Genomic DNA, 25,629 nt, shown 5'->3' with positions numbered 1-25,629 from the left:
CGTCGATCTAGCGCTATGTAATGGGACTGGTACGAAGGCGTGATGGTCAGCCCAGCCGGCGGGCGCCAGGCGACGGGATCCCGACGAAATGCGCGGGCGCCCCGAATCCGGCGTCCGCGAATGCGCGGCCGATCTGCTCGGCGACGGCGTCGGAGGTCCCGGCGGGCACCAGCGCGATGATGCAGCCACCGAACCCGCCGCCGGTCATCCGGGCGCCGAGCGCGCCGGCCGCCCGGGCGGTTTCGACCGCCAGGTCGACGGTCGGCACGGTGATCTCGAAGTCGTCTCGCATGGAAGCGTGGGAAGCGTCGAGCAGGGGAGCGAGGTCGGCGATGCGGCCCTCACCGAGCACCTCGACGGCGGCCAGCACCCGGGCGTTCTCGGTCACCACGTGCCGCACCCGGCGGCGCATCACGTCGTCGTCCAGCCGGCCGAGCGCGTCATCCAAACCCGCCGCGTCGACGTCGCGCAGCGCGGAGACACCGAGGATCCGGGCTGCCGCCTCGCAGCTGGCCCGGCGGGTGGCGTACTCGCTGTCGACCAGCGCGTGCGGGGTCCGGGTGTCGAGCACCAGGATCTCCAGGCCCGCCGAGGCCAGGTCAAGCGGGACGTGCCGGGTCTCGAAGCTGCGGCAGTCCAGGAACAGCGCGTGCTCGGCCCGGCACAGGGTGGAGGCCGCCTGGTCCATCAGGCCGGTCGGCGCGCCGACGAACTCGTTCTCCGCGCGCCGGGCCAGCCGGGCCCGCGCCATCGGCTCGATCTCCAGGCCGCTCAGGTCGGCCAGCACGGTCAGCGTCGCGCACTCCAGCGCCGCCGACGAAGACAGCCCCGCACCCAGCGGTACGTCGGAGGACAGCACCAGATCGGCGCCGCGGACGTCGTGGCCGTCCTGCTCCAGCGCCCAGACCACGCCGGCCACGTACGACTGCCAGCCGCTCATCCCGGGCACCAGGTCGTCCGGTCCGAAGCTCTGGGTGTCGTCGTTGTTCACCGACGTGACCGACCAGGTCCGCTCGCCGCGCGGCGCGCCCGCGACGGTGATCCGCTGCTCCAGCGCGAACGGCATCACGAAGCCGTCGTTGTAGTCGGTGTGCTCGCCGATCAGGTTCGCCCGTCCGGGCGCGGCCCACACGCCCGCCGGTGCGGCTCCGATGATCTCCTGGAACGAGTCGGCGACGGCGTCGGCGCGGGCATCGGTCATTCGTGCACTCTATCGGCGGCCGCTGCGTGGATCGTTCGCGAGCAATCAACCCGAGAATCCGTCCCTCGGCAGGAGCCCGCCGGGTGGCATACGCGGCGGGCAGTGCCGGCCTGGTCGACGAGGGGCGGATTCTCGGGTCGAGCGCGAAACCTAGAATCCAGCCATGCTCGCCGCGTATGCCGTCACCGCCGACGCCGACGATCCACTCGAGGCGCTTAGGGTCGACCAGATCGAGCCGCCGGCGGTGCCTGACGGCTGGATCGAGGTCAGTGTCCGGGCGGCGGCGCTGAACCATCACGACGTGTTCTCGCTGCGCGGCGTGGGCCTGCCTGCCGACCGACTACCGATGATCCTGGGCTGCGACGCCGCCGGGGTCACGTCCGACGGCCGCGAGGTCGTGGTCTATCCGGTGGTCGGCGACCCGTTGTTCGGCGGCGACGACGAGACCTACGACCCGCGCCGCTCGCTGCTCTCGGAGCGCTATCCGGGCACGCTGGCCGAGGCCGTCCGGGCGCCGGCGCGCAACGTGGTGGCCAAGCCGGCCGAGCTCTCCTTCGCCGAGGCCGCGTGCCTGCCGACCGCCTGGCTGACGGCGTACCGCGCACTGTTCACCTCCGCGGACCTCCGCCCGGGCGACACCGTGCTGGTGCAGGGTGCCGGCGGGGGCTTCGCCACCGCTGCGGTGAGTCTCGCCCGGGCCGCGGGGCTCCGCGTCTGGGTCACCTCGCGCACGCCGGAGCGGGCCGAGCGGGCGGTCGCGCTCGGCGCGCACGCCGGGTTCGCGTCGGGTGAGCGCCTCCCGGACCGGGTCGACGCGGTGCTGGACAGCGTCGGTGCGGCGACCTGGTCGCACTCGATCAACTCGCTGCGGCCCGGCGGCCGGCTGGTGACGGTGGGCACCACCTCCGGCCCGGACCTGCCCAACGCCGAGCTGACCAAGATCTTCTTCCGGCCCCTGCGGGTGATCGGCAGCACGATGGGCACCCGGGCGGAGTTCGAGCGGCTGCTGCGCTTCCTGGTCGCCACCGGAGTACGTCCGGTGATCGATCGCACCCTGCCGCTGGCTGACGCCGCCGACGGCTTCGCCGCCATGATCGACGGCGACCTGTTCGGCAAGATCGTCCTCGAACCCTGACCCGCCCGGTCCCCGCCCATCCCCGCTCCCCGCGCCCGCCCGATCCCCCTCCGGAAACTGTGCGCGTCTTGCAGCGACACGCCGGTGCGGACTGCGAGAACTGCACAGTTTCCGGGGGAGCCCGGGAGGCGGGGAGCCCCGGAGGCGGGGAGCCTAGGAAGGCGGGGAGGCGGGAAGCTGGGCGTCGGTCAGCGGTCGGGGTCGCGCCGCGCGCCGTCGTCGAGGACCAGCTTGCTGCCGTACGTCGCCGCCTGGACCAGCCGGAGCCGAGCCAGGGCCGGGTGGTCGTCCAGCAGCTTCGCCGCGTTGGCCATCGACCGCAGCGCGGCGCTCTCCGCCCGCGCGGTCTCCAGCTGGGCCAGACCACGCTGCCGGGCGGACACGAGTTCGGCGTACGCGGCCCGCAGCTCGGCCGGCAGCACGACGTCCTTGACCACGACGTCGACGACGTCGATGCCGACGGAGACCGCCGCCGAGCGGGCGGCCGCCAGCAGCGCCGGCGCTGACTCGCGGCGTCCCGAGCGGATCAGCTCACCGGCCTCCCGGCCCGCAAGCTCCTCCCGCAGCGCGATCTGGACGGCCAGATAGACCACGGCCTCGGCGTCGGTCACCGCGGTGTAGGCCAGCGGATCGAGCACGCTCCAGCGCAGCGACGCGGTCACCTTCACGCTGACCCCGTCCGCGGTCAGAATCTCCTGCGCGCCGATCCCGGTGACGCGCTCGCGCACGTCCACCCGCTCGTACGCCGTCCGGCGCCGGCGGCGATACCGGCCGGGACCGAGCACGGTCACGACCTCCCCGTCACGGATCACCAGCACCTGCTCGTGGCGACCGACCACGATGTCGAACACTCCCATCCCGACCTCCTCCCGTCATCCGGGCGTGTGTGCCTCTCCCCGACGGGCGCCGCCCGACCGGCTCAACGGAGCGCGGGACGACCCACGTCGTCCTGACCGTGCGGCGTCGCAGAGCGCCCCGCTGGGCAGGCCGTTCGGACGACGCCCAAAGGAGGAGTAGAACCACTTGTTCCGGCAGCCTTGCGAGCTGCGTGCCCGGGTACGACGCGCGGCATCTGGACCGGTACGCCGGCCGTCACCGCTGATCCGGGCAGTCAGAACCCTAGGGATCGCGCGGACCGCCCGCCACCGGTTTTCGGCCCGCCGCCATCGGCCGAAGCCGGGCGATCTCCCGACCAGATCGCCCCCATCGGGCCCTCACGTCGCACTCGACGCCGCCCCGGGCGACTTCGCTCACCCCAGCGCGACTTAGCTCACCGTCGAGGGCGAGCGAAGTCGCGGTTGAACGTGCGAAGTGATGGAGAGGCGGCAGCGCCCGTCCGGAGGGGCAGGGGACCGGAGGGGCAGGGGACCGGAGGGGCAGGGGACCGGAGGGGCAGGGGACCGCGGTCCGTCGTCGTCGTGGGTCAGTCGTCGTCTGGTCAGTCGTCGTCTGGTCAGTCGTCGTCTGGTCAGTCGTCGTCTGGTCAGTCGTCGTCTGGTCAGTCGTCGTCTGGTCAGTCGTCGTCTGGTCAGTCGTCGTCTGGTCAGTCGCCGTCTGGTCAGTCGCCGTCTGGTCAGTCGCCGTCCGGGTCAGTCGTCGTCGGGGTCGTCGAGCCGGGCGAGCCAGGTGGCGAGCCGCTCGATCGGCGTCTCGAACTCGGGATTCAGGTCGACGAACGTCCGCAGCTGGTCGGCGAGCCAGGCCAGGGTGACCTCGTCGCCACCCCGGCGTGCCTCCAGCTCCTCGATGCCGCGATCGGTGAAATACATCGGTCTGACCGGTCGGCGATCAGGCGAACGCAGCCTCGACCAGCGCCCGCTGCTGCTGCTCGTGCACCTTCGCCGAGCCGACCGACGGCGCCGACGACGCTGGCCGGGTGATCGGGGTCAGCTCGATGTCGATACCGGGCAGTTGGCCCCTCAAGATGCTCGGCAGGTTCAGCGCCATGAACGACCAGGCACCCTGATTGAGCGGCTCGTCCTGGACCCAGCGGAAGTCGTTCGCGTTCGGATACTTCGCCAGCTCGTCGGCGAGTTCCTTGCCGGGAACCGGATACAGCCGCTCGACCGGGACGATCGCCGTCGTCTCGGTCTTGCCGGCGTGCGAGCGTCCGTTCACCAGGTCCCAGCGCACCTTGCCGGAGCAGAGCACGACGTGGGTCACCTTCTCGCGGTCCTCGATGGAGGAGTCGCTGATCACCGGGTGCCAAGCGCCGTTGGTGAAGTCCGACGGCTGGGAGACCGCCGCCTTGTTCCGCAGCATCGACTTCGGGGTGAAGATGACCAGCGGCCGGTGCCGGGCGTCCAGCGCGTGCTTGCGCAGCAGGTGGAAGTGGCTGGCCGGCGTCGACGGCTGGGCGACGGCGATAGAGTCCTCGGCCGCGAGCTGCAGCCAGCGCTCGATCCGGCCGGACGAGTGGTCCGGACCCTGGCCCTCGTACCCGTGCGGCAGCAGCAGCACGACCCCGGACTTCTGCGTCCACTTCGCCTGACCGGAGGAGATGAACTCGTCGATGATCGTCTGCGCGCCGTTGGCGAAGTCGCCGAACTGGGCCTCCCACAGCACGAGTGCTTCGGGCCGGGCGACCGAGTAGCCGTAGTCGAAGCCCATCGCCGCGTACTCGCTGAGGAGCGAGTCGTAGATGTGGAACTTGCCCTGCTCCTCGTCGAGGTGCTTCAGCGGCACCCAGGACTCGCCGGTGACGCGGTCGACGATCGCGGCGAAGCGCTGGACGAAGGTGCCCCGCCGGCTGTCCTGGCCGGTCAGCCGCACCGTCCGGCCCTCCATCAACAGCGAGCCGAAGGCGAGGATCTCGCCGGTGGCCCAGTCGATCGGGCCCTGCGTGATCGCCGCTGCCCGGCGCTGCAGCTGCGGCATCACCTTCGGGTGGACGCTGAAGCCGTCCGGGAAGGTGGTGTGGACGTCCGCGATCCGCTTCAGCGTCTCGATCGTGATGGCCGTGCCGTGCTTCGCGGCCGCCTTGCTCGGATAGTCCGGCACCCGGTTGTAGTACGGATCCCTGGCCGGCAGCTCCGGGTCGCGGACCTCCTTGAAGACGCCCTCCAGCCGCTGCTGGAACCGGGTCATGACCTCCTCGGCGTCCTCGATCGTGATGTCGCCACGCCCGATCAGCGCCTCGGTGTAGAGCTTGCGCACCGAGCGCTTCTTCTCGATCAGGTCGTACATCCGCGGCTGGGTGAAGCTCGGATCGTCGCCCTCGTTGTGCCCGCGACGGCGGTAGCAGACGATGTCGACGACGACGTCCTTGTTGAACTCCTGGCGGAACGCGTAGGCAAGCCGGGCGACCCGGATACAGGCCTCCGGATCGTCACCGTTCACGTGGAAGATCGGCGCCTGGATCATCCGGGCCACGTCGGTGCAGTACATCGACGAGCGCGACTCGGTCGGCGACGTGGTGAAGCCGACCTGGTTGTTCACGATGATGTGGATCGTGCCGCCGGTGCGGTAGCCGCGCAGCTGCGACAGGTTCAGCGTCTCCGCGACCACACCCTGCCCGGCGAACGCGGCGTCGCCGTGCATCAGCACCGGCAGCACCGGGAACTCCTCGCCCCGGTCGAGGATGTCCTGCTTGGCCCGGGCGATGCCCTCGAGCACCGGGTTGACCGCCTCCAGGTGGCTCGGGTTCGCGGCCACGGAGGTCTTGATGGTGGCACCGGCCAGCGATGTGAACTGGCCCTCGGCGCCCAGGTGATATTTCACGTCGCCGGAGCCCTGGACGGTGCGCGGGTCGATGTTGCCCTCGAACTCGCGGAAGATCTGGGCGTAGCTCTTGCCCACGATGTTGGCGAGCACGTTCAGCCGGCCGCGGTGCGGCATGCCGATGCAGACCTCCTCCAGCCCGCCGTCGGCGGCCTGCTCGCAGACCTCGTCCAGCAGCGCGATCGCGGACTCGCCGCCCTCCAGCGAGAACCGCTTCTGGCCGACGAACTTCGTCTGCAGGAACGTCTCGAACACTTCCGCGGAGTTCAGCTTCTCCAGGATCCGCAGGTGCTCCTCGCGCGGCAGTGACTCGTGCGGCCGCTCCACCCGGTCCTGGATCCACTTGCGCTGCGAGGGCTCCTGGATGTGCATGTACTCGATGCCGATCGTGCGGCAGTACGAGTCGCGCAGGATGCCGAGGATCTTGCGCATCTTCATCAGGCCCTGGCCGCCGGCGAAGCTGCCGGTGGCGAACTCGCGGTCCAGATCCCACAGGGTCAGCCCGTGGCTCTGCACGTCGAGGTCGTGGTGGCTGCGCTGGCGGTACTCCAGCGGGTCGGTGTCGGCCATCAGGTGGCCGCGGACCCGGTAGGAGTTGATCATCTCCATGATCCGGGCCTGCTTGGGAACCTGGTCCTCGTGGTCGGAGCTGACGTCCTGCGCCCAGCGGATCGGCTCGTACGGGATCCGCAGGGCACCGAACACGTCGTCGTAGAAGCCGTCCTCGCCGAGCAGCAGCGCGTGCAACCGGGCCAGGTACTGACCCGACTGGGCGCCCTGGATCACCCGGTGGTCGTACGTCGAGGTCAGCGTCATGATCTTGCTGACGCTGAGCTGCGACAGCTTGTCCGGGTCGGACCCCTGGAACTCCGGCGGATACTCCATCGATCCGACGCCGATGATCGCGCCCTGGCCCTGCATCAGCCTCGGCACCGAGTGGTTGGTGCCGATGGTGCCCGGGTTGGTCAGGGTGATGGTGGTGCCGGCGAAGTCCTCCACCGTCAGCGAGCCGGAGCGCGCCTTCTTCACCATCTCCTCGTACGCGGCCCAGAACTGGGCGAAGTCCAGGGACTCACAGCTCTTGATGCTCGGCACCAGCAGCTGCCGGGTGCCGTCCGGCTTGGGCAGGTCGATGGCCAGGCCCAGGTTCACGTGGCGCGGCTCGACCATGGTCGGCTTGCCGTTCACGACGTCGTAGCCGTTGTTCATCGCCGGCACCGACTTCAGCGCCTGCACCATCGCGTAGCCGATGATGTGGGTATAGGAGACCTTGCCGCCGCGCGCCCGGCGCAGATGGTTGTTGATCACAACCCGCTGGTCGATCAGCAGCTTCACCGGCAGCGAGCGGACGCTGGTGGCCGTCGGCACGGTCAGCGAGACGTCCATGTTCTTCGCGGTCCGCGCGGGCGCTCCGCGCAGCGTGGTCCGGACCGGCTCCTCGAGATTCACGCTCGGCCGGTTGGACGGGTTCGGCGGATCGGCCGGCACGCCGCCACGGCCGCCGGGGCTGACCGGACGTGACTCCTTGCTGGGCAGCGGCCGCTCCACCGTTGGAGTCCGCCGGCTGGTCGGCGCCGGGGTCTCGTCGGCCTTCGCGGGAGCCGGCTTCGACGCGGCCGGGGACGCAGCCGGCGCCGGCTGAGCCGGGGTCTGGGCGGGAGCCGGGGCGGGACCGGCGTGCGCCGGTCGGGCGGAGCTCGGCCGGGCGGGGCTGGACTGGGTGGGGCTGGACTGGGTGGGGCTGGACTGGGTGGAGCTCGATTGGGTGGGGGCATCGGCCGGCCGGCCGGCTCGCGCCGCGGCGGCGGAACCTCCCGACCCGTTGCGGCCGGTGCTCTTCGCCGGCGCCGCGCCGTTCGGGCCGCTGTGCGTGGCGAAGTACTCTGCCCAGACCGCGTCGACCGAGTTCGGGTCGTTGCGATACTGCTCGTACATCTCCTCCAGCAGCCAGTCGTTGGCGCCGAAGTCACTGTCATCTGTGACAGGACTCGAGCCGGGCTGGGATTCGGGCACGGTGGCCACTCTCGCCTTCTTCCATCGCAAACGGTTGTCGATCGGTGGCTCGTCGGCCGCACCCAGCTGGTGCGCCGACTCGCACCTCGGGGCGGGCGCCAGCGCCCGCCGACTGTCAGGCTACCCAAGAACGACGACCAGGAACCCACCTGGTACGACCTTGTGTGCCGACAGTCACCGGCGGCTCGCCAACCGGTCGTGCACCTCCCGGCTCGCGACCCCGATCGATCGCAGTCCCAGCCAGCAGGCGCCGAGCGCACCCGGGCCGGCCGGGAGCACCGGGTTGGACAGCTCGGCCAGCCGTTCCCGGACGCCGGCGGCGATCGGTGTGGGCCCGGCGAGCAGCGAGCCGCCGAGCACGATCGGCAGCCCGGGCTCGACCGCCAGCGCGAGCAGTGTCGCGGCGAGCGCGCTGGCCGCCTCCGCGACGATGGCCGGCGCTTCGGGGCTGTCCGCCACGTGCGCACTGACCAGGGGAGCGAACCGGCCGAGCGCGGTCGGCCGCTCGGCGTAGCAGCGGCTGACCAGCGTCGTGTAGTCGGCACTCCCGGCGGCGGCGACCACGGCCCGGTTCAGCGGCGACAGCGCGGCCCCCGACTGCAGGGCGAGCAGCGTGCGCCGGACCGCCTCGCGGCCCAGCCAGAAGCCGGAGCCGATGTCGCCGAGCAGCCAGCCCATCCCGTCCGACCAGGCCACCACGTCCGCGCCGACCACCCGGCCGGCGACGGCTCCGGTGCCCCCGATCAGGACGTACCCCTCCTCGGCCGACGTCGCGGAGCAGAACGCGACGGCCAGGTCGGAGACCAGCCACGGCGAAGCGGCGATCCGGTCCGGGGTGATCGCGGCAGCGAAGGCCGGGTTGTCCTTGGCCTGCGAGCCGCCGGCCATGCCGAGGACGTACGCGCGCACCTCGGCCGCGGCCCCGTCCGCCGCGACGATGGCGAGCGCCCGATCGACCACCGCGCGGATCTCGGCCGCCGACCGGTCCAGGCCGACTCCCACCGGGCTGCCGGGACCGCCGTCGGCGCGGGCGAGCACCCGGCCCGAGGTGTCGGCCACGGCGACCCGGGTGGACGTACCCCCGATGTCCGCGCCGACCACCAGGCCGTGCTCCGGGCCGGACAAGTTACTCACGAGTACATCTCCGGATCGGGCGATCCGGCCGCTACGGGGCGCAATGTTGCAAGTTTGTGCATTTTCCGGCCTAGATAGTGAGAAAAGTGGGCACTCTCCCGTATGGTGTGGTGTAGACCAAAGGGAGGGGGCACCAAGGGCTGCGGAGGATCGTTCCTCTTCCGGTTCACACATATCACCCTTGGGCGACCCACCGAGCGAGCCCAGACAGTACGCGTGCGGGCGTCCGCACCGACGAGGAAGGCACAACGACCATGACGATGGACTCAAAACCGCTGGCGCGCCGACAGTTCCTGCGGTTCGCCCTGGCTGCGGCTGCGGTTGCTCCGCTCGGCGGGGCACTGGCCTCGTGCGCGGCGGGCGGCGGCTCGTCCAGCAGCGGCGCCAGCTCCGCCGCCGGTTCGGTCTCCGCTGACAACCCGTTCGGCGTGGCGGCCAACAGCACGGTCGACGCGGTCATCTTCAACGGCGGCTACGGCATCGACTACGTGCAGTTCGCGGCCGACAAGATGCAGCAGGTCCACTCCGGGGTGACCGTCAAGGTCTCGCCGTCGACGAAGATCGCCCAGGAGCTGCAGCCGCGGTTCGTGGCCGGCAACCCGCCGGACATGATCGACAACTCGGGTGCGGGCGCGATCGGCGTCAACACCATCATCGACCAGCTCGAGGACCTGACCAGCGTCATCGACGCGAACAACCTCGAGGGCACCAAGATCCGCGACACGCTGTTCGGCGGGGTGCTCGAGCCGGGCACCTACTCGGGCAAGCTGGCCGCCATCAACTACGCGCTGACCGTCTACGCGCTGTGGTACTCGGCGTCGCTGTTCGAGCAGAACGGCTGGACCCCGCCGAAGACCTGGGACGAGGCGTACGCGCTGGGCCAGAAAGCCAAGGACAAGGGCAAGTACCTGTTCGTCTGGGGCAAGGAGGCCGCGACCTACTACCAGACCCTGGCTATCGCCTCGGCCATCAAGGAGGGCGGCGACGAGGTCCGGCTGTCCCTGGAGAACCTGAAGCCGGACAGCTGGTCGCAGCCGGCCGTCCAGTCGGTGTTCACCGCGATGAAGAAGATCATCGATGCGGGCATGTTCAAGCCGGGCGGCTCGGGCACCCAGTTCACCGCCGCCCAGGCGCAGTGGAGCAACGACCAGGACGCGATCCTCTATCCGTCGGGTAGCTGGATCGAGAACGAGATGAAGAAGCAGACCAAGGACGGCTTCAAGATGACCGGCGCGCCCGAGCCGACGGCGACCAGCGGCAGCAAGATGCCGTACGAGGCGCTGCACAGCGCGGCCGGCGAGCCCTTCGTCGTGCCGACCCAGGGCAAGAACATGGCCGGCGGCAAGGAGCTGCTCCGGGTGATGCTGTCCAAGGACGCGGCGACCAACTTCGCCAAGACGAAGCTGGCCCCGACCGTGGTCAAGGGCACGGTGCCCGAGGACGGGTTCGGCTCCACCGCCCTGGTGTCTCAGTCCAAGATGCTGGAGGCAGCCGGGCAGAACATCTTCTCTTGGCAGTTCGTCGACTACTACGGTATGAACACCGACCAGCTCGTCGTCTGGAACAGCTTCCTCGACGGCAAGCTGGCGGTGGCCGACCTCACCAAGAAGCTCCAGGAGATCACCGACAAGGTCGCGAACGACAGCTCGGTGAAGAAGATCGAGATCAAGTGACCGCAACGCTCAACGTGTCGCCGGACCGGGACGAGTTCGCCCCGGCCCGGCGACGGGGCGGGCTCCGGCGGAAGCTCACGTTCGACCGGATCAGCTTCATGGTCGTCTTCCTCGGGCTGCCGCTAGCGATCTATCTGGTCTTCGTGGTCTCGCCGTTCATCCAGGCCTGCTACTACGCGCTGACCGACTGGTCCGGCTTCAGCCCGACCCAGAACTTCGTCGGCCTGGCGAACTTCAAGCGCATCTTCACCGATGACATCTTCCTGACGGCGATGGGCAACAACATCCTGCTGGCCGTGGTGCTGCCGCTCGTCACCATCGTGATCGCCTTCGTCTTCGCCTCGCTGGTCACCGTCAGCGGCAGCAGCCGCGGGCAGACCCGTGGCCTCAAGGCCTCCGGCTTCTACCGGACCGTGTCGTTCTTCCCCTACGTCATCCCGGCCATCGTGATCGGCATCATGTGGAGCCTGATCTACGACCCGAGCAACGGGTTGCTGAACGGCATCCTGGTCGCCCTCGGCTTCGACGGGGCCAAGGACTTCCCCTGGCTCGGCGACGAGCGGACGGCGATGGCCGCGACCATCTTCGTCATCGTGTGGAGCATGGTCGGCTTCTACATGGTGCTGTTCGTCGCCGCGATCAAGGGCATCCCGGCCGAGTACTACGAGGCTGCCCGGGTCGACGGCGCCGGCCGGCTCCGGATCATGCTGAGCGTGACGCTGCCGATGATCCGCGACACGGTGCAGACCGCGTGGATCTATCTCGGCATCCTCGCCCTGGACGCGTTCGTCTACATGGCCGCGCTGAACCCGGGCGGTGGACCCAACAACTCGACCCTGGTGATGGCGCAGCAGCTGTTCACCACCGCGTTCACCAAGGGCCAGTTCGGGGTCGCCTGTGCCATGGGCGTCGTGCTCGCCGCCGTCACCCTGATCTTCGCCGGCCTTGTCTTCGGGGTGAGCCGGCTGCTCGGTGGAAAGGACGACGCCCGATGAGCTCGACGTTGACCGCCAAGGTCGACCCGCTGGCCGGGCAGGAGCCGCGCAAGACGACCGAGACCCCCGGCGACAAGGTGTTCGGCGGCGTGTCCCACGTGGTGCTGATCGTCTGGGTGGCGATCGTCATCCTGCCGATGCTGTGGACGCTGATGACGTCGTTCAAGACGACCAGCCAGATCTTCCAGTCCCCGTTCTCGCTCCCGGACGGACTCCACCTGGAGAACTACACGGGGGCGTGGACGACCGCCGGCATCGGCAACTACTTCGCCAACACCGTCATCGTGGTCGGCTCGGCGCTGGTGATCGTGATGATCCTCGGCGCCATGTGCTCCTATGTGCTGGCCCGCTTCCGGTTCTTCGGCAGCCGGGCCATCTACTACCTGATGCTGGCCGGCCTGACGTTCCCGATTTTCCTGGCCATCGTGCCGCTGTTCTTCACGCTGAAGAACTTCGGGATCCTCAACACGCTCCCCGGGCTGATCATCACCTATGTGGCATTCGCGCTGCCGTTCACCGTGTTCTTCCTGTTCTCGTTCTTCAAGGCGCTGCCGGACGAGATCGCCGAGGCGGCCGCCATTGACGGTGCGGGGGAGTGGGCGACGTTCTTCCGGATCATGCTGCCGATGGCGCGGACGGGGTTCACCACCGTGGCCATCTTCAACTTCCTCGGGCTGTGGAACCAGTTCCTGATCCCGGTGGCGCTGAACACGAACGTGGACAACTACGTGCTGTCCCAGGGCATGGCGGCCTTCGCCTCGCAGGCCGGCTATGCGGTCGACTTCGGCCAGCTGTTCGCCGCCGTAGTGATCACGGTGACCCCGGTGCTGATCGTCTACATCATCTTCCAGCGCCAGCTCCAGGGCTCGGTCTCGCAGGGCACGAACAAGTAGAGGGGGCTGGCTTGCTCCGCTCGAGCAAGCCCTTGCCCCGCGCGCTGGGCCGTGCTTGCAGCCGGGCGAGACGACCCAGGCTCGATTTCCCGCCGGCTGCCACCGCGACTTCGCGCGTGCCAACGCGACTTCGCGCGCCTTCCCCGGCGAGTCGCGGTTGGACGCGCGAAGTCGACTGAACTGCACCTGCGCGCAGTGATAGCGCGCCGGTGCGGGGCGGAGCTGCGTCGGGCGGGGACCGGCGGGCTGGGCAGGCGTCAGGCAGACTCGACGGAGACCGAGGCTCGGTCCACTCCCAGGAAGCGCCAGGCCTGGATCACCAGCTCGACGGCGAAGGCCAGCAGCGCGAGGTTGCGCAGGGCCGTGACGGCGGTGGCCAGCACCAGCATGGGCCGGCCGCCGCCGCCCAGCAGGCCGTTGTAGAGCAGCGGGAAGACCAGCTGAGTGAGCAGGGCGAGCACCAGCAGCTGCCCGGCCAGCCGGCGGATCGTGCGCTGTTCGGGTTCGGTGACCTGATTCCGCTTGAGCAGCAACAGGGCCGCCATCGGGCCGCCGAGCCAGAGCAGGTACTGCGGGCTGAGGGTCTTGTTCGTGACGATCATGATGCCGACGATGGACAGCACCACCAGGCCGACCGCGACCGCGTCGGGAGCCTTGGCGCGGAAGCCGCGGACGTACAACGCGATGATCGCCGCCAGCCCGAGCAGGGTTGCGACGTTGCTCAGCACCAGCAGCACCGACACGCCGGGCCCGAAGATCTCGTACGCCTGGAACGGCGACATGTCCACCGTCCATTGGCGGGGGTCGCCGGCTCGGGCGATCATCAGCGGCGTTGCCCAGATCGACTCGATCTGCAGCCCCCGGCCGGACTGCCAGGTCAGCGGAGAGACCAGCCGGCTCCAGCCGCCGAAGACCAGGCTGACCAGGGCGAGCCCGACTCCCGAGGCGAGAAAGGCGACCGTCACCGTCCGGCGGGTCGGCCGGTGCGCGAGAAATGCGAGCCACAGCAGCGCCGGCCAGAGCTTGATCGCGGCTCCCAGGCCGGTCAGCACGCCGGTCAGCCACGGGGTGCGGCGGGCGTACAGCACCGCGGCCCCGGCGAGCACCGCCGGCAGGATGTCGAAGCGGAGATAGGACAGCGGTCCGACGAACAGCACGAACAGCAGCCAGAAGTTGATCGACCGGTCGTGCGTACGCCCGTTGTGCCGCCAGAGCAGAAACGTGAACGCGGCGTCGAGTGCCATCATGCCGGCGATGAAGGCGATCGCGTAGCCGGTCTGGGTGCCGGCGCCGAGGACGTACGGGATGGTCAGGATCCAGGCCACCGGGGTCGGATACTCGTTGAGCGTCTGGGGCAGCCCGACGTCGAACATCGCGACGATCTTGCGGTGGTAGTAGTAGACGTCGCCGATCACGAACCGCTCGAACAGGGCGAAGATCAGCAGGATCAGGATCCGGGTGAGGATCCATCCGCCGAGCACCGTCCACCCGTTGCCGCGGCGGTCGAACCAGTCCTGGATGCGACCCAGCATGCTTCCCCTCGCTAGTGCTCGCGTCCGCACAGCACCTCGTTGGCGCCCCCGGCAGGATTCGAACCTGCGCTCCCGCCTCCGGAGGGCGGTGCTCTATCCCCTGAGCTACGGGGGCCGGATCTGGGCCGAAGAGGACTGTACCAGGTTCGACGGCCGCTGCCGGAACCTGTTTGCGCCGGTCGCGCCCGGCGGAGATCTGGCACAGTGGGCGGGCGTGACGCACATCCATGTCGCCGGCGAGATCCACGTCGACCCGGCCGCGCGCGCGCCGCACTGGCTGTCGGTGCCCGACGACGTCAACGCGCTGCTGCCGAAGCTGTGGAGCCGCAACGTCGACAAGTCCGCGGACGGCGTGCTGGAGGTCGCCGGGCTGGACGTCGACCGGATCGCGGCCGCCGTCGGCACCCCCGCGTACGTCGTGGACGCGGCCGATCTGAAGGCGCGCGCCCGGGAGTTCGCCGAGGCGTTCGCGGGCTGGCAGGTCTATTACGCCGGCAAGTCCTTCCTGTGTACGGCGGTCGCCCGCTGGGTGGTGGCCGAGGGGCTGGGGGTGGACGTCTGCAGCGGCGGCGAGCTGGCCGTCGCGCTCCGGGCCGGCGTCGACTCGGCGCTGATCGGGCTGCACGGCAACAACAAGAGCGAGGAGGAGCTGCGGACCGGCCTGGCCGCCGGGGTGGGCCGGATCATCGTCGACTCCTTCGACGAGATCGGCCGGCTGCAGCGGCTGGCCCGCTATCTGGAGGTACGTCCGCGGGTGATGGTCCGGGTGACCACCGGCGTCGAGGCGCATACCCACGAGTTCATCGCCACCGCCCACGAGGACCAGAAGTTCGGCTTCTCGATCGCCGGCGGGCAGGCCGCCGAGGCGTTGCGGGCCTGTCACGAGTCCGACGTGCTGGACCTGATCGGGATCCACTCCCACATCGGCTCGCAGATCTTCGACACCGAGGGCTTCGAGGTCGCCGCCCGCCGGACGCTCCGGCTGGCGGCCGACTTCTCCGCCCGCTGCGGCGTCGCGCTGCCCGAGCTGGACCTCGGCGGCGGGTTCGGGATCGCCTACACCAGCTCCGACACCCCGGCCACCCCCGCTGCACTGGCCGGCGCCATGCGCGCCATCGTGGACGGTGAGTGTGCGGCGCTCGGGATCGCGGTGCCGCACCTGTCCATCGAGCCCGGCCGGGCGATCAGCGGGCCGAGCACGTTCGCGCTGTATCGGGTCGGCACGGTGAAGAAGGTGCTGCTCGACGGCGGCTCGAGCCGGCTCTACGTCGCCGTCGACGGCGGGATGAGCGACAACATCCGGACCGCGCTGTACGGCGCGGAGTACTCGGCGACGCTCGCCTCACGCCGCTCGGACGCGCCGCCGGTGCTGTCCCGCGTGGTCGGCAAGCACTGCGAGGGTGGCGACATCCTGGTCCGCGACGAGTTCCTGCCGGCCGACATCGCACCCGGCGACCTGCTGGCCGTGCCCGCCGCCGGGGCGTACAGCCACTCGATGGCCAGCAACTACAACCACGTTCCCCGGCCGCCGGTCGTCGGGGTGGAGGATGCCGAGATCACGACACTGGTCAGGCGCGAGACCATCGACGACCTGCTCGCGCTCGATGTCGGATGACCGGGTGACGCCGGGTGACGGGGTGACGGCCGCGGCCGCACCGCGCTGGCCGGTGGTGCTGTTCGACTTCGACGGCACCCTGGCCGACAGCGTCGATCTGATCATGGCCTCCTTCCGCGCGGCGCTGGGCGAGTCGGTGCCGCAAGCCGAACTGCTGTCCTGGATCGGCCGGCCGCTGCGGCTGCTGATGGAGGAGGTTCGGCCGGGGGAGTCCGAGGCGACCATGGCCACCTACCGCGACTTCTACCGCAAGCACCACGACGAATTGATCAGGCCGGTGCCGGGAGTGCCGGAGCTGCTCCGGGCCTTGGCCGGCGCGGGCGTGCGGATCGGGGTGGTGTCGTCCAAGCGGGCCGACTTCATCGAGCTCGGACTCGCCGCGCTCGACATGATGGGCAGCGTGGACATCCTGGCCAGCCAGGACGACACGCCACTGCACAAGCCGCATCCGGACCCGCTGCTGCTCGCGGCCCGCCGGCTCGCGGTCGAGCCGGCGGAATGCGTCTACGTCGGTGACGCGGTCGTGGACATCCAGGCCGGCCGGGCCGCGGGGATGGGCACGGTCGGCGTGACCTGGGGCGCCGGGACCCGGACGGCGCTGCTGGCCGCCGGGCCGAGTGCCGTCGCCGACGACGTCCCCGAGCTCGCCTCGGTGCTGCTCCCAGCCTGACCCCGACGGTGCGGACGACGGTGCTCGTGTCGCACTGAGCGTCCGCCCCCGCGCTGCAGTCGTGTCGCTCGGGAGCTCGGCGCAGCGCGTCGTGTCGCCGATCGACCTCGCGCGACCGAAACCTGCCTCGGAAAACGCTATCTCCCGTTTCCGAGGTCGATCGGCGACAGGTGGAGCCGAAAGCCGCGGGCTGCGATGTCTTGACCACGGCTGTTCGGTGGGCAGCGAGGGGTCTGCCGACTGCTGGCGTCGACGGGAACGGGACTCGCTCGCCGGCCCCCACTTCGCGCGTCCAACAGCGACTTCGCCCATCGTCGAGGGCGAGCGAAGTCGCACGGCGGCGCGCGAAGTAGCAGCTGGGGTCACTACCGAGCCCTGCCGTGGCGACTCTGCACCTGGCTCGGCTCGGTCCGCACCGCGCGCGCAGGGTCTGACGCGCAGGGTCGGAGTCGCCATATTCACCGTGCGGAGTGCGCGGGCGGGAGTGAGACGACGGGAGCTGGGCGACGCCAGGTGGTACGAATTCCGCTGTCGTGGACCACATGGTGAACAATGAGGTTCGCCGGACGACGGCCCGCACGCAAGGATTTCCGCACGCGCCGCGTCACCCGACCGGCCCCGACACAGCCCGAACGACAGCAAGGACCGCACCGCCGTGACTACCGTTGTGACCTCCCCTGCGCTCGACGCCCAGGCGGAACGGTCGACCGCGCTCCGGGTCGCGCTGCTCGGCTGCGGCACGGTGGGCAGCGAGGTGGCCCGGCTGCTGATCGGTCAGGCGCACGACCTGCAGGCGCGGGTCGGCCGACCGCTCGAGCTGGTCGGCATCGCGGTGCGCCGCGCCGGGCGCGATCGGGCCGGCATCGACCCGGCGCTGTTCACCACCGACGCCCCGGCGCTGGTGACCCGGGACGACGTCGACCTGGTGATCGAGGTGATCGGCGGGATCGAGCCCGCCCGGTCGTTGATCCTGGCCGCGCTGCGGCACGGCAAGTCGGTGGTGACGGCCAACAAGGCGCTGCTGGCCGAGGACGGCGGGACGCTGTTCGCCGCGGCCGAGCAGGCGGGCGTCGATCTCTATTTCGAGGCAGCGGTGGCGGGCGCGATCCCGATCATCCGGCCGCTGCGGGAGTCACTGGTGGGCGACGAGATCACCTCGGTGATCGGCATCGTCAACGGCACCACCAACTTCATCCTGGACAAGATGGACTCCGAGGGCGCCGGCTTCGCCGAGACGCTGGCGGAGGCACAGGAGCTCGGCTACGCCGAGGCCGATCCGACCGCGGACGTCGAGGCGTTCGATGCCGCCGCCAAGGCCGCGATCCTGGCCTCGCTCGCCTTCCATACCCGGGTGACCGCCGGCGACGTCTATCGCGAGGGGATCACCGAGGTGTCCACCACCGACATCGCGTCGGCGCGCGAGATGGGCTCGGTGGTGAAGCTGCTCGCGATCTGCCAGCTGTCCTCGGGCGACGACGGCCGGGAGCAGTCCGTGTCGGTCCGGGTCCACCCGGCCATGATCCCGAGGTCGCACCCGCTGGCCGGGGTCGGCGGTGCGTACAACGCGGTGTTCGTCGAGTCCCGCTCGGCCGGCCGGCTGATGTTCTACGGCCCGGGTGCCGGCGGCGGCCCGACCGCCAGCGCGGTGCTCGGCGATCTCGTCACCGTCGCCCGCAACCGGGTGCGCGGGGCGTCCGGCCCGGGGGAGTCGACCTACGCCGCCCGCCCGATCAGCCCGATCGGCTCGGTGATCACGCGCTATCACCTGAGCCTGGAGGTGGCCGACGTGGCCGGTGTGCTCGCCCAGATCGCGCAGTGCTTCGCCGAGCACGGCGTCTCCATCCAGACCGTACGGCAGCAGGGCCGGGCAGCCGACGCGCAGCTGGTCATCGTCACCCACCGGGCGAGCGACGCCGACCTGAGCGCGACCGTGGACGACCTGCGAGACCTGGACGCTGTCCGTGCGGTGACGAGTGTGATGCGAGTCGAGGGTGAGTGAGATGACTGAGGCCGGATCCGATCCCGACATGTCCCGGCGCGGTGGGTACGCCGTCCCGGGCGTGATCAACCGCTATCGAGACTGGTTGCCGCTGACCGACACCGACCCGGTGATCACTCTCGGGGAGGGCAGCACGCCGCTGGTCCCCGCCGAGGAGCTGTCCACCGTCCTCGGTTGCGAGGTCTGGCTGAAGGTCGAGGGCTCGAACCCGACCGGGTCGTTCAAGGACCGGGGCATGACGGTGGCGATCAGTGTCGCCGCCGGAGCCGGGTCGAAGGCCGTGGTCTGCGCCTCCACCGGGAACACCTCGGCCTCGGCTGCCGCGTACGCCTCCCGCGGCGGTCTCCAACCGCTCGTCCTGCTGCCGGCGGGCCGGATCGCCACCGGCAAGCTGGCGCAGGCGATCGTGCACGGCGCCAAGGTCGTCCAGATCGAGGGCAACTTCGACGACTGCCTGACGTTGGCCCGCGCGCTCGCCGACGAGTTCCCGGTGGCGCTGGTGAACTCGGTCAACCCGGTGCGGATCGAGGGCCAGAAGACGGCCGCGTTCGAGATCGTGGACGCCCTCGGCGATGCTCCCGACCTGCACGTGCTGCCGGTCGGCAACGGCGGGAACATCACGGCCTACTGGCGTGGTTACACCGAATACGCGCGGGCCGGCCGGGCAGCCGGAACACCGCGCATGTGGGGGTTCCAGGCATCGGGGGCGGCCCCGCTGGTGCTCGGCCACCCGGTGCGCAATCCCGAGACCGTGGCCACCGCGATCCGGATCGGCAATCCCGCTTCGACGGAGCTGGCGATCGCTGCCAAGGAGGAGTCCGGCGGCCTCTTCGAAGCCGTCGGTGACGACGAGATCCTTGCTGCACAAGCGTTTCTGGCTTCCCGCGAGGGCGTCTTCGTCGAGCCGGCGTCGGCCGCCGGGGTTGCCGGCCTGCTGGCCAAGCACGCCCGTGGCGAGGTCGACTCCGGTCAGCTGATCACCGTCACGGTGACCGGCCACGGGCTCAAGGACGTCGACACCGCGTTGTCGCGCCGGCAGTCGGTGGCCGCCGAGATCGTCCCGACCGAGGTCGACGCGGTGGCGCGGGCCTGCGGCCTGACCGACTGAGTCGCCGGGTGCGGGAGACGGAGGAGGAGACCGGTTCGCTCGCCGTGGGCACCCGGGCCGTGGTGGACGTACCCGCCACGAGCGCCAACCTCGGCCCCGGCTTCGACTGCTTCGGGCTGGCCCTGGAATGGCACGACCGGGTGGGCCTGGAGGTGATCGAGGACGGCTTCGTCGCCGAGGTGACCGGCGAGGGGGCCGACCAGGTACTGACCGACGAGCGGCACCTGATCGTGTCCAGCGCGCGGGCCGGGCTGGCCGATCTCGGGGTCGAGGTGCCGGGCCTGCGGGTCCGCAGCCACAACACCATCCCGCACGGCCGTGGCCTCGGTTCGTCGTCAGCGGCCATCGTCGCCGGGCTGGCCGGCGCGCTGGCGCTGGCGGGGCGCGCGCTCGACCCGGACTGGCTGCTCCGGCACGCGAACCGGATCGAGGGACATCCCGACAACGTCGCGGCCGCGATCCACGGCGGCTTCGTGCTGGCCTACGCCGACGAGCGCGACCCGGAGGGTACGGTCCGGGTGGCCGGTGTGCCGGTGTTGCCGGAGATCTCCGCGGTGGTCTGGGTGCCGGCGGCGCCGGTCGCTACCGAAGTGGCCCGGGGCCTGCTGCCGGCGACCGTGCCGCACGCCGATGCCGCGGCGAACGCCGGACGCGCCGCGCTGCTGGTGCACGCGATGTCCGCGGACCCGTCGTTGCTGCCGGCTGCCACCCGGGACTGGCTGCACCAGTCCTACCGCGCGCCGGCGATGCCGGACTCGGCCGAGCTCGTACGCCGGTTGCGGGCCGACGGGCACGCGGCGCTGATCAGCGGTGCGGGGCCCACCGTCCTGGCGCTGACCAGGGGGGATGAGGTCGCCGGCCTGATCGCCCGGGACACGCCCGGGTTCGCCGTCCGGGGGCTGCGGACCGGGGGCGGCGTACGGGTGGTGGCGCGGGCAGAAAGGGAGTTGTGACCCGGCGGGCTTTCACCCTGCGGCGAGTCGGCGGCAATGTGGGACCCGCGTTGGGAGTAGTGCTAGCCTGATAGTGCCTGCCGGTGAGTCGGATCCCCAGAGGCCCGGTCTGGACAGTCCCACGGATTCCGGTCAGGTACGCATACCCGAGGTCGTCGTGACCACGGCTCGTGCACAGTGATCACCTCGAACGCGTCGGATCGTCGACGCGTCGCCGGAACGATTGCCTGTGGGCCGACGTGCCAGACGACCTCGACGCAACGACACAGATCCAGCAGTGACCCCTACCTCCGACAGGGGCCCTGGACAAGGGGCGAGTCGCAATTGGCGCCGTCCTGAAAGGAAACACGTGACAGACACCGCCGAAGTGACGAGCGCACCTGCGGCCAATGCCGGCAGCGAGCGCAAGCGCAAGGGCACCGGCCTGGAGAGCATGGTCCTGGCCGAACTGAAGCAACTCGCGCAGACACTCGGACTCAAGGGCACCGGCTCGATGCGCAAGGGCCAGCTCGTCGACGCCATCCGGACCGCGCAGGGTGGCGGCACCGCCAACGGCCACGCCGGGCAGCGCAACGGAACCGACAATCGCGCGGCCGAGCCGCCGGCGGACCGGGCCGAGCAGCCCCGCAGTGAGGATCGCACCGACTCCGGCCGGGGACGGCCGGAGCAGCAGGAGCTGCCGGTCCAGCACAACGAGCGGTCCGAGCGCCCCCAGCGCACCGATCAGCCCGACCGCGTCGACCGGGCGGAGAGCTCCGACCGAGCCGAGCAGCCCGATCAGCGCCCCGAGCAGCGTGACCGCCCCGAGCAGCGTGACCGCACCGAGCAGGGCAATGGGGCCGATCAGGGCAATCGGGCCGAGCAGGGTGACCGGGCCGAGCAAGTCCGGTCCGACAACCGGGAGACCGCCCGCGAGGGTGGCGAGGACGCCGACGGCGCCCGGCAGGACAACCGGGACGACCGCGGCCAGCAGAACCGGGACCGCAACCGTCGCGGCAACCAGCAGGGCGGAAACCAGCAGTCCCGCGACGGCCAGCAGGGCGGCCAGCAGAACCGCGAGGCTCAGCAGGGCGGCCAGCAGAATCGGGACAACCAGTCCCAGAACCGCGACTACGACGACGACGGCGGCGGTCGTCGTGGCCGCCGGCGGCGCAACCGCGACCGGCAGAACCGGCGCGGCCGCAGTGGTGGTGGTGGCAGCGTCGAGCGGTTCGAGTCCGAGCCGGTGGTGGCCGAGGACGACGTCCTGGTCTCGGTCGCCGGCATCCTCGACGTGCTCGACAACTATGCGTTCGTCCGGACGTCGGGCTACCTGCCCGGACCCGACGACGCGTACGTCTCGCTGTCGATGGTGAAGAAGTTCGGCCTGCGCAAGGGCGACGTGGTGACCGGTGCGCTCCGGCAGCCGCGGGAGGGTGAGCGGCGGGAGAAGTTCAACCCGCTGGTCCGGATCGACACGATCAACGGCACCGACCCCGAGCAGGCCCGGAGCCGGCCCGACTTCGCCAAGCTGACGCCGCTGTACCCGCAGGAACGGCTGAAGATGGAGACCACGCCCAACCAGATGGCGGGGCGGATCATCGACCTGCTGTCGCCGGTGGGCAAGGGTCAGCGCGGCCTGATCGTCTCCCCGCCCAAGGCGGGCAAGACGATGACGATGCAGTACATCGCGAACGCGATCGCGACCAACAACCCCGAGGTCCACCTGATGGAGGTGCTGGTCGACGAGCGGCCCGAGGAGGTCACCGACTTCCAGCGGACCGTCAAGGGCGAGGTGATCGCCTCGACCTTCGACCGGCCGGCCGACGACCACACCACGGTCGCCGAGCTGGCGATCGAGCGGGCCAAGCGGCTGGTCGAGCTCGGCCACGACGTGGTCATCCTGCTGGACGGCATCACCCGGCTGTCCCGGGCGTACAACATCGCGGCACCGGCGTCCGGCCGGATCCTGTCCGGTGGTGTCGATTCCGCGGCGCTGTACCCGCCGAAGAAGTTCTTCGGCGCGGCCCGCAACGTGGAGGGCGGCGGCTCGCTGACCATCCTCGCCACCGCGCTGGTGGAGACCGGCTCGAAGATGGACGAGGTGATCTTCGAGGAGTTCAAGGGCACGGGCAACATGGAGCTCCGGTTCCGCCGCGACATCGCCGAGAAGCGGATCTTCCCCGCCATCGACGTGGATGCTTCCAGCACCCGCCGCGAGGAGCTGTTGATGAGCCGCGAGGAGCTGGCCATCGTCTGGAAGCTGCGCCGGGTCCTATCCGGACTGGACAGCCTGCAGGGGCTGGAGATGCTGCTCGACCGGCTGCGCAAGACCGGCAGCAACGCCGAGTTCTTGATGGCCATCACCAAGACGATCCCCTCCGTCGGCGGCGGCTCGTAGCCACCGGCCGCACCTGCCCTGGCGAAGACCCGCTCCCGTCCCGGAAACTGTGCCGTAGTCGCAGCTCGCACCGGCGTGTCGGTGCAGGAGCCGCACAGTTTCCGGGCTGGGGGAGGGGCGGGCAGGCGAGACCGCACGGGGACGAAATCCGGGACTAAAGCGGGCGCCGGGCGCGTTCGGTTTGTTGGCCGCGCCTGGAGTGCGGCAAACTACTCCGTTGGTGCCGGTTCACGCCGCTGGATTTCGAGGCGACCCGGTGCCGCCACAGATCAAGGAGAAACTCATGAAGGCCGACATCCACCCGACGTACGTGGAGACCCAGGTGACCTGCACCTGCGGCAACACGTTCACCACCCGGAGCACCGCACCGAACGGCGTCATCCACGCCGAGGTCTGCTCCGCCTGCCACCCGTTCTACACGGGCAAGCAGAAGATCCTCGACACCGGCGGCCGGGTCGCCCGCTTCGAGAAGCGGTACGCCAAGCAGCAGGCCGGCAAGAAGAAGTAGCGCGACCGCGGACCCGTGAGGGTTCGCGTCGACCCAGGGGTCGCCCTCCCGATCGGCGCAGTCCGATGGAGGGCGGCCCCTTTCGTCTTTCTTCTGAGAGGTTCTGCGATGTTCGAATCTGCGGCTCCGCTGAGGGAGGAGTTCGCCGGGTTGGAGCGAGCGCTGTCCGACCCGGCGGTGCACGCCGACCCGGCACGGGCCCGCAAGGTCGGCCGGCGCTACGCCGAGCTGACCCCGATCGTGAAGGCCCTGGCCGAGCACGAGCGGCTGACCGACGACCTGGCCGCGGCCCGCGAGCTGGCCGAGGAGGACCCGGCCTTCGCCGCCGAGGCGGACGACCTGGCGACCGCCCTGGACGCCGTCACCGAGCGGCTGACCCGGCTGCTCGCCCCCCGCGACCCGAACGACTCCGGTGACGCGCTGATGGAGATCAAGTCCGGCGAGGGCGGGGAGGAGTCGGCGCTGTTCGCCGGCGACCTGCTCCGGATGTACACCCGGTTCGCCGAGACCCGCGGCTGGAAGATCGAGGTGCTCGACTCCCAAGACACCGACCTCGGTGGGGTCAAGTCGGTCACCATCGCGGTCAAGGCCGGCGCCGCCGGCGACCCGGACTCGATGCCGTACGGCGCGCTCAAGTTCGAGGGCGGCGTGCACCGGGTGCAGCGCGTTCCGGTGACCGAGTCGCAGGGGCGGATCCATACCTCGGCGGCCGGCGTGCTGGTGATGCCGGAGGTCGAGGAGACCGAGGTCGAGATCGACGAGAACGACCTGCGGATCGACGTCTTCCGATCCTCCGGGCCCGGCGGCCAGGGGGTGAACACCACCGACTCCGCGGTCCGGATCACCCACCTGCCGACCGGCATCGTGGTGTCCTGCCAGAACGAGCGCAGCCAGCTGCAGAACCGTGAGCAGGCGATGCGGATGCTGCGCGCCCGGCTGACCGCGGCGGCCGAGGAGGCCGCGGCCGACGCGGCCTCGGCCGCCCGGCGCAGCCAGGTGCGCACCGTCGACCGATCCGAGCGGATCCGGACGTACAACTTCCCGGAGAACCGGATCTCCGACCACCGGATCGGTTACAAGGCCTACAACCTGGACCAGGTGCTGGCCGGGGATCTGGGCGCGGTCGTCGCCGCGCTGCAGGACGCGGACCTGAGCGAGCGGCTCGCGCACGTCGGCCAGCCGACCTGACGGCGACGTGAGTGCCATTCGGGTGGACCGATGAGTGCCACGCGAGCCGGTGATCTCGTCCGGAGTGCCGCCGCCGAGCTCGCCGCGGCCGGGGTTGAGTCGCCGGCCGTCGACGCGCGGCTGCTGCTGGCTCACGTGCTCGACCTCGATCCGGGCCGGCTGCTGCTGGACCCGGCGGTTGAGGAGGACGATCGCGCCGTCTTCGAGGCCCTGATCGCTCGCCGCGCGGGCCGGGAGCCGCTGCAGCACCTGACCGGCAAGGCGTACTTCCGGCATCACGAGCTGGCGGTGGGTCCCGGCGTGTTCGTGCCGCGGCCGGAGACCGAGGTGATGACCGGCTGGGCGATCGAGCGGCTGCGGGAACTGATCGCGGCCGGACGGGTGCCCCGGGCGGTGGACCTGTGTAGCGGCTCGGGCGCGATCGCGGCGTCGCTGGCCACCGAGGCGGCGCCGACCCGGGTGATCGCCGTCGAGCTCTCCACCGAGGCGGCGACGTACGCCCGGGCCAACCTGGCCGGCACCGGCGCCGAACTGGTGGTGGCGGACATGGCCGCGGCGCTGCCGGGGGAGACCGGCACGGTCGACCTGGTGATCGCCAACCCGCCGTACATCCCGCTGGACGCCTATGCCAGCGTCGCGCCGGAGGCCCGCGACCACGACCCGACCGTGGCGCTGTTCTCCGGCGACGACGGGCTGGACGCGATCCGGGTGCTGGTGGACGTCGCCGCCCGGCTGCTCGTTGACGGCGGGCTGCTCTGCTTCGAGCACGCGGACGCACAAGGCGAGGCCGCGCCGGGCGTGGTGCTCGCCTCGACCGAGTTCCACACCGTCCGCGACCGGAGGGACCTGAGCGGGCGACCACGCTTCGTCACGGCCGTACGTCGGGCGCGGGCACGGTGACGGGCGGCACGT

The 25,629-nt window shown here is 70.6% G+C and carries 19 protein-coding genes and 1 tRNA gene; 13 read left to right on the top strand and 7 right to left on the bottom strand.

Annotated features, from left to right (window positions below):
• Positions 1-46 precede the first annotated feature (46 nt).
• The gene (gene galK / locus ABD747_RS11730; protein ID WP_344804640.1) at positions 47-1,201 is read right to left on the bottom strand and encodes a galactokinase; all 1,155 of its coding nucleotides are present in this window, start codon (positions 1,199-1,201) and stop codon (positions 47-49) included.
• 163 nt (positions 1,202-1,364) lie between these two features.
• On the opposite strand from galK, the gene ABD747_RS11725 reads away from it, so the two are divergent.
• Positions 1,365-2,336: a zinc-binding dehydrogenase gene (locus ABD747_RS11725; RefSeq protein ID WP_344804638.1), complete on the top strand. Its 972-nt coding sequence runs from the start codon at positions 1,365-1,367 to the stop codon at positions 2,334-2,336.
• Positions 2,337-2,524: 188 nt separating this feature from the next.
• Here ABD747_RS11725 and ABD747_RS11720 read toward each other — a convergent pair whose 3' ends face one another.
• The 4 genes from ABD747_RS11720 to ABD747_RS11705 all read right to left on the bottom strand — a co-directional run bounded on the left by ABD747_RS11720 (position 2,525) and on the right by ABD747_RS11705 (position 9,203).
• A complete protein-coding gene (locus ABD747_RS11720) occupies positions 2,525-3,193 on the bottom strand; it encodes an SPFH domain-containing protein (protein WP_344804636.1) in 669 nt (222 codons plus the stop codon).
• Positions 3,194-3,925: 732 nt separating this feature from the next.
• Positions 3,926-4,105, bottom strand: a complete 180-nt coding sequence (locus ABD747_RS11715; protein ID WP_344804634.1) for a DUF6104 family protein — start codon at positions 4,103-4,105, stop codon at positions 3,926-3,928.
• A 19-nt stretch (positions 4,106-4,124) separates the two neighbouring features.
• Positions 4,125-8,078 (bottom strand): multifunctional oxoglutarate decarboxylase/oxoglutarate dehydrogenase thiamine pyrophosphate-binding subunit/dihydrolipoyllysine-residue succinyltransferase subunit, encoded by a 3,954-nt coding sequence (locus tag ABD747_RS11710; RefSeq protein ID WP_344804632.1) that lies wholly within the window; start codon positions 8,076-8,078, stop codon positions 4,125-4,127.
• A gap of 165 nt (positions 8,079-8,243) precedes the next feature.
• Positions 8,244-9,203, bottom strand: a complete 960-nt coding sequence (locus ABD747_RS11705) for an N-acetylglucosamine kinase (protein ID WP_344804630.1) — start codon at positions 9,201-9,203, stop codon at positions 8,244-8,246.
• Between the two features lie 254 nt (positions 9,204-9,457).
• On the opposite strand from ABD747_RS11705, the gene ngcE reads away from it, so the two are divergent.
• The 3 genes from ngcE to ABD747_RS11690 are packed head-to-tail and all read left to right on the top strand — an operon-like array spanning position 9,458 to position 12,764.
• On the top strand, positions 9,458-10,876 hold the full coding sequence (gene ngcE, locus ABD747_RS11700) for an N-acetylglucosamine/diacetylchitobiose ABC transporter substrate-binding protein (protein WP_344804628.1): 1,419 nt from the start codon (positions 9,458-9,460) through the stop codon (positions 10,874-10,876).
• Positions 10,873-11,871 carry a carbohydrate ABC transporter permease gene (locus ABD747_RS11695; protein ID WP_344804627.1) on the top strand — a complete coding sequence of 333 codons (999 nt, stop codon included), beginning with the start codon at positions 10,873-10,875 and terminating at the stop codon, positions 11,869-11,871. Before ngcE ends, ABD747_RS11695 begins: the two co-directional genes overlap by 4 nt.
• A complete protein-coding gene (locus ABD747_RS11690; RefSeq protein WP_344804625.1) occupies positions 11,868-12,764 on the top strand; it encodes a carbohydrate ABC transporter permease in 897 nt (298 codons plus the stop codon). Before ABD747_RS11695 ends, ABD747_RS11690 begins: the two co-directional genes overlap by 4 nt.
• A gap of 257 nt (positions 12,765-13,021) precedes the next feature.
• Here ABD747_RS11690 and ABD747_RS11685 read toward each other — a convergent pair whose 3' ends face one another.
• Both ABD747_RS11685 and ABD747_RS11680 read right to left on the bottom strand, forming a co-directional pair.
• A complete protein-coding gene (locus ABD747_RS11685) occupies positions 13,022-14,296 on the bottom strand; it encodes a glycosyltransferase family 87 protein (RefSeq protein WP_344804623.1) in 1,275 nt (424 codons plus the stop codon).
• A gap of 40 nt (positions 14,297-14,336) precedes the next feature.
• Positions 14,337-14,411: transfer RNA gene (locus tag ABD747_RS11680), tRNA-Arg, on the bottom strand.
• Positions 14,412-14,510: 99 nt separating this feature from the next.
• On the opposite strand from ABD747_RS11680, the gene lysA reads away from it, so the two are divergent.
• The 9 genes from lysA to prmC all read left to right on the top strand — a co-directional run bounded on the left by lysA (position 14,511) and on the right by prmC (position 25,617).
• Complete coding sequence (gene lysA, locus ABD747_RS11675; RefSeq protein WP_344804621.1) at positions 14,511-15,911, top strand: diaminopimelate decarboxylase; 1,401 nt, start codon at positions 14,511-14,513, stop codon at positions 15,909-15,911.
• Between the two features lie 4 nt (positions 15,912-15,915).
• Positions 15,916-16,581, top strand: coding sequence for an HAD family hydrolase (locus ABD747_RS11670; protein WP_344804619.1), 666 nt, complete (start codon positions 15,916-15,918; stop codon positions 16,579-16,581).
• A 655-nt stretch (positions 16,582-17,236) separates the two neighbouring features.
• Entirely contained in the window at positions 17,237-18,580 is a 1,344-nt protein-coding gene (locus tag ABD747_RS11665; protein ID WP_344804616.1) for a homoserine dehydrogenase, read from the top strand.
• 28 nt (positions 18,581-18,608) lie between these two features.
• Positions 18,609-19,688, top strand: coding sequence for a threonine synthase (gene thrC, locus ABD747_RS11660; protein WP_344804969.1), 1,080 nt, complete (start codon positions 18,609-18,611; stop codon positions 19,686-19,688).
• Positions 19,689-19,696: 8 nt separating this feature from the next.
• Positions 19,697-20,641, top strand: a complete 945-nt coding sequence (gene thrB / locus ABD747_RS11655; protein WP_344804614.1) for a homoserine kinase — start codon at positions 19,697-19,699, stop codon at positions 20,639-20,641.
• A 349-nt stretch (positions 20,642-20,990) separates the two neighbouring features.
• Positions 20,991-23,021: a transcription termination factor Rho gene (rho, locus tag ABD747_RS11650; RefSeq protein ID WP_344804612.1), complete on the top strand. Its 2,031-nt coding sequence runs from the start codon at positions 20,991-20,993 to the stop codon at positions 23,019-23,021.
• A 283-nt stretch (positions 23,022-23,304) separates the two neighbouring features.
• Positions 23,305-23,529, top strand: a complete 225-nt coding sequence (gene rpmE, locus ABD747_RS11645) for a 50S ribosomal protein L31 (RefSeq protein ID WP_344804610.1) — start codon at positions 23,305-23,307, stop codon at positions 23,527-23,529.
• Positions 23,530-23,637: 108 nt separating this feature from the next.
• A complete protein-coding gene (gene prfA / locus ABD747_RS11640; protein WP_344804608.1) occupies positions 23,638-24,717 on the top strand; it encodes a peptide chain release factor 1 in 1,080 nt (359 codons plus the stop codon).
• A gap of 30 nt (positions 24,718-24,747) precedes the next feature.
• Positions 24,748-25,617 (top strand): peptide chain release factor N(5)-glutamine methyltransferase, encoded by an 870-nt coding sequence (gene prmC, locus ABD747_RS11635; protein WP_344804606.1) that lies wholly within the window; start codon positions 24,748-24,750, stop codon positions 25,615-25,617.
• Positions 25,618-25,629: the final 12 nt, after the last annotated feature.

This window comes from Microlunatus ginsengisoli, from assembly GCF_039537205.1.
Lineage (GTDB): Bacteria > Actinomycetota > Actinomycetes > Propionibacteriales > Propionibacteriaceae > Microlunatus > Microlunatus ginsengisoli.
This window is presented reverse-complemented; position numbering and strand designations above follow the sequence as displayed.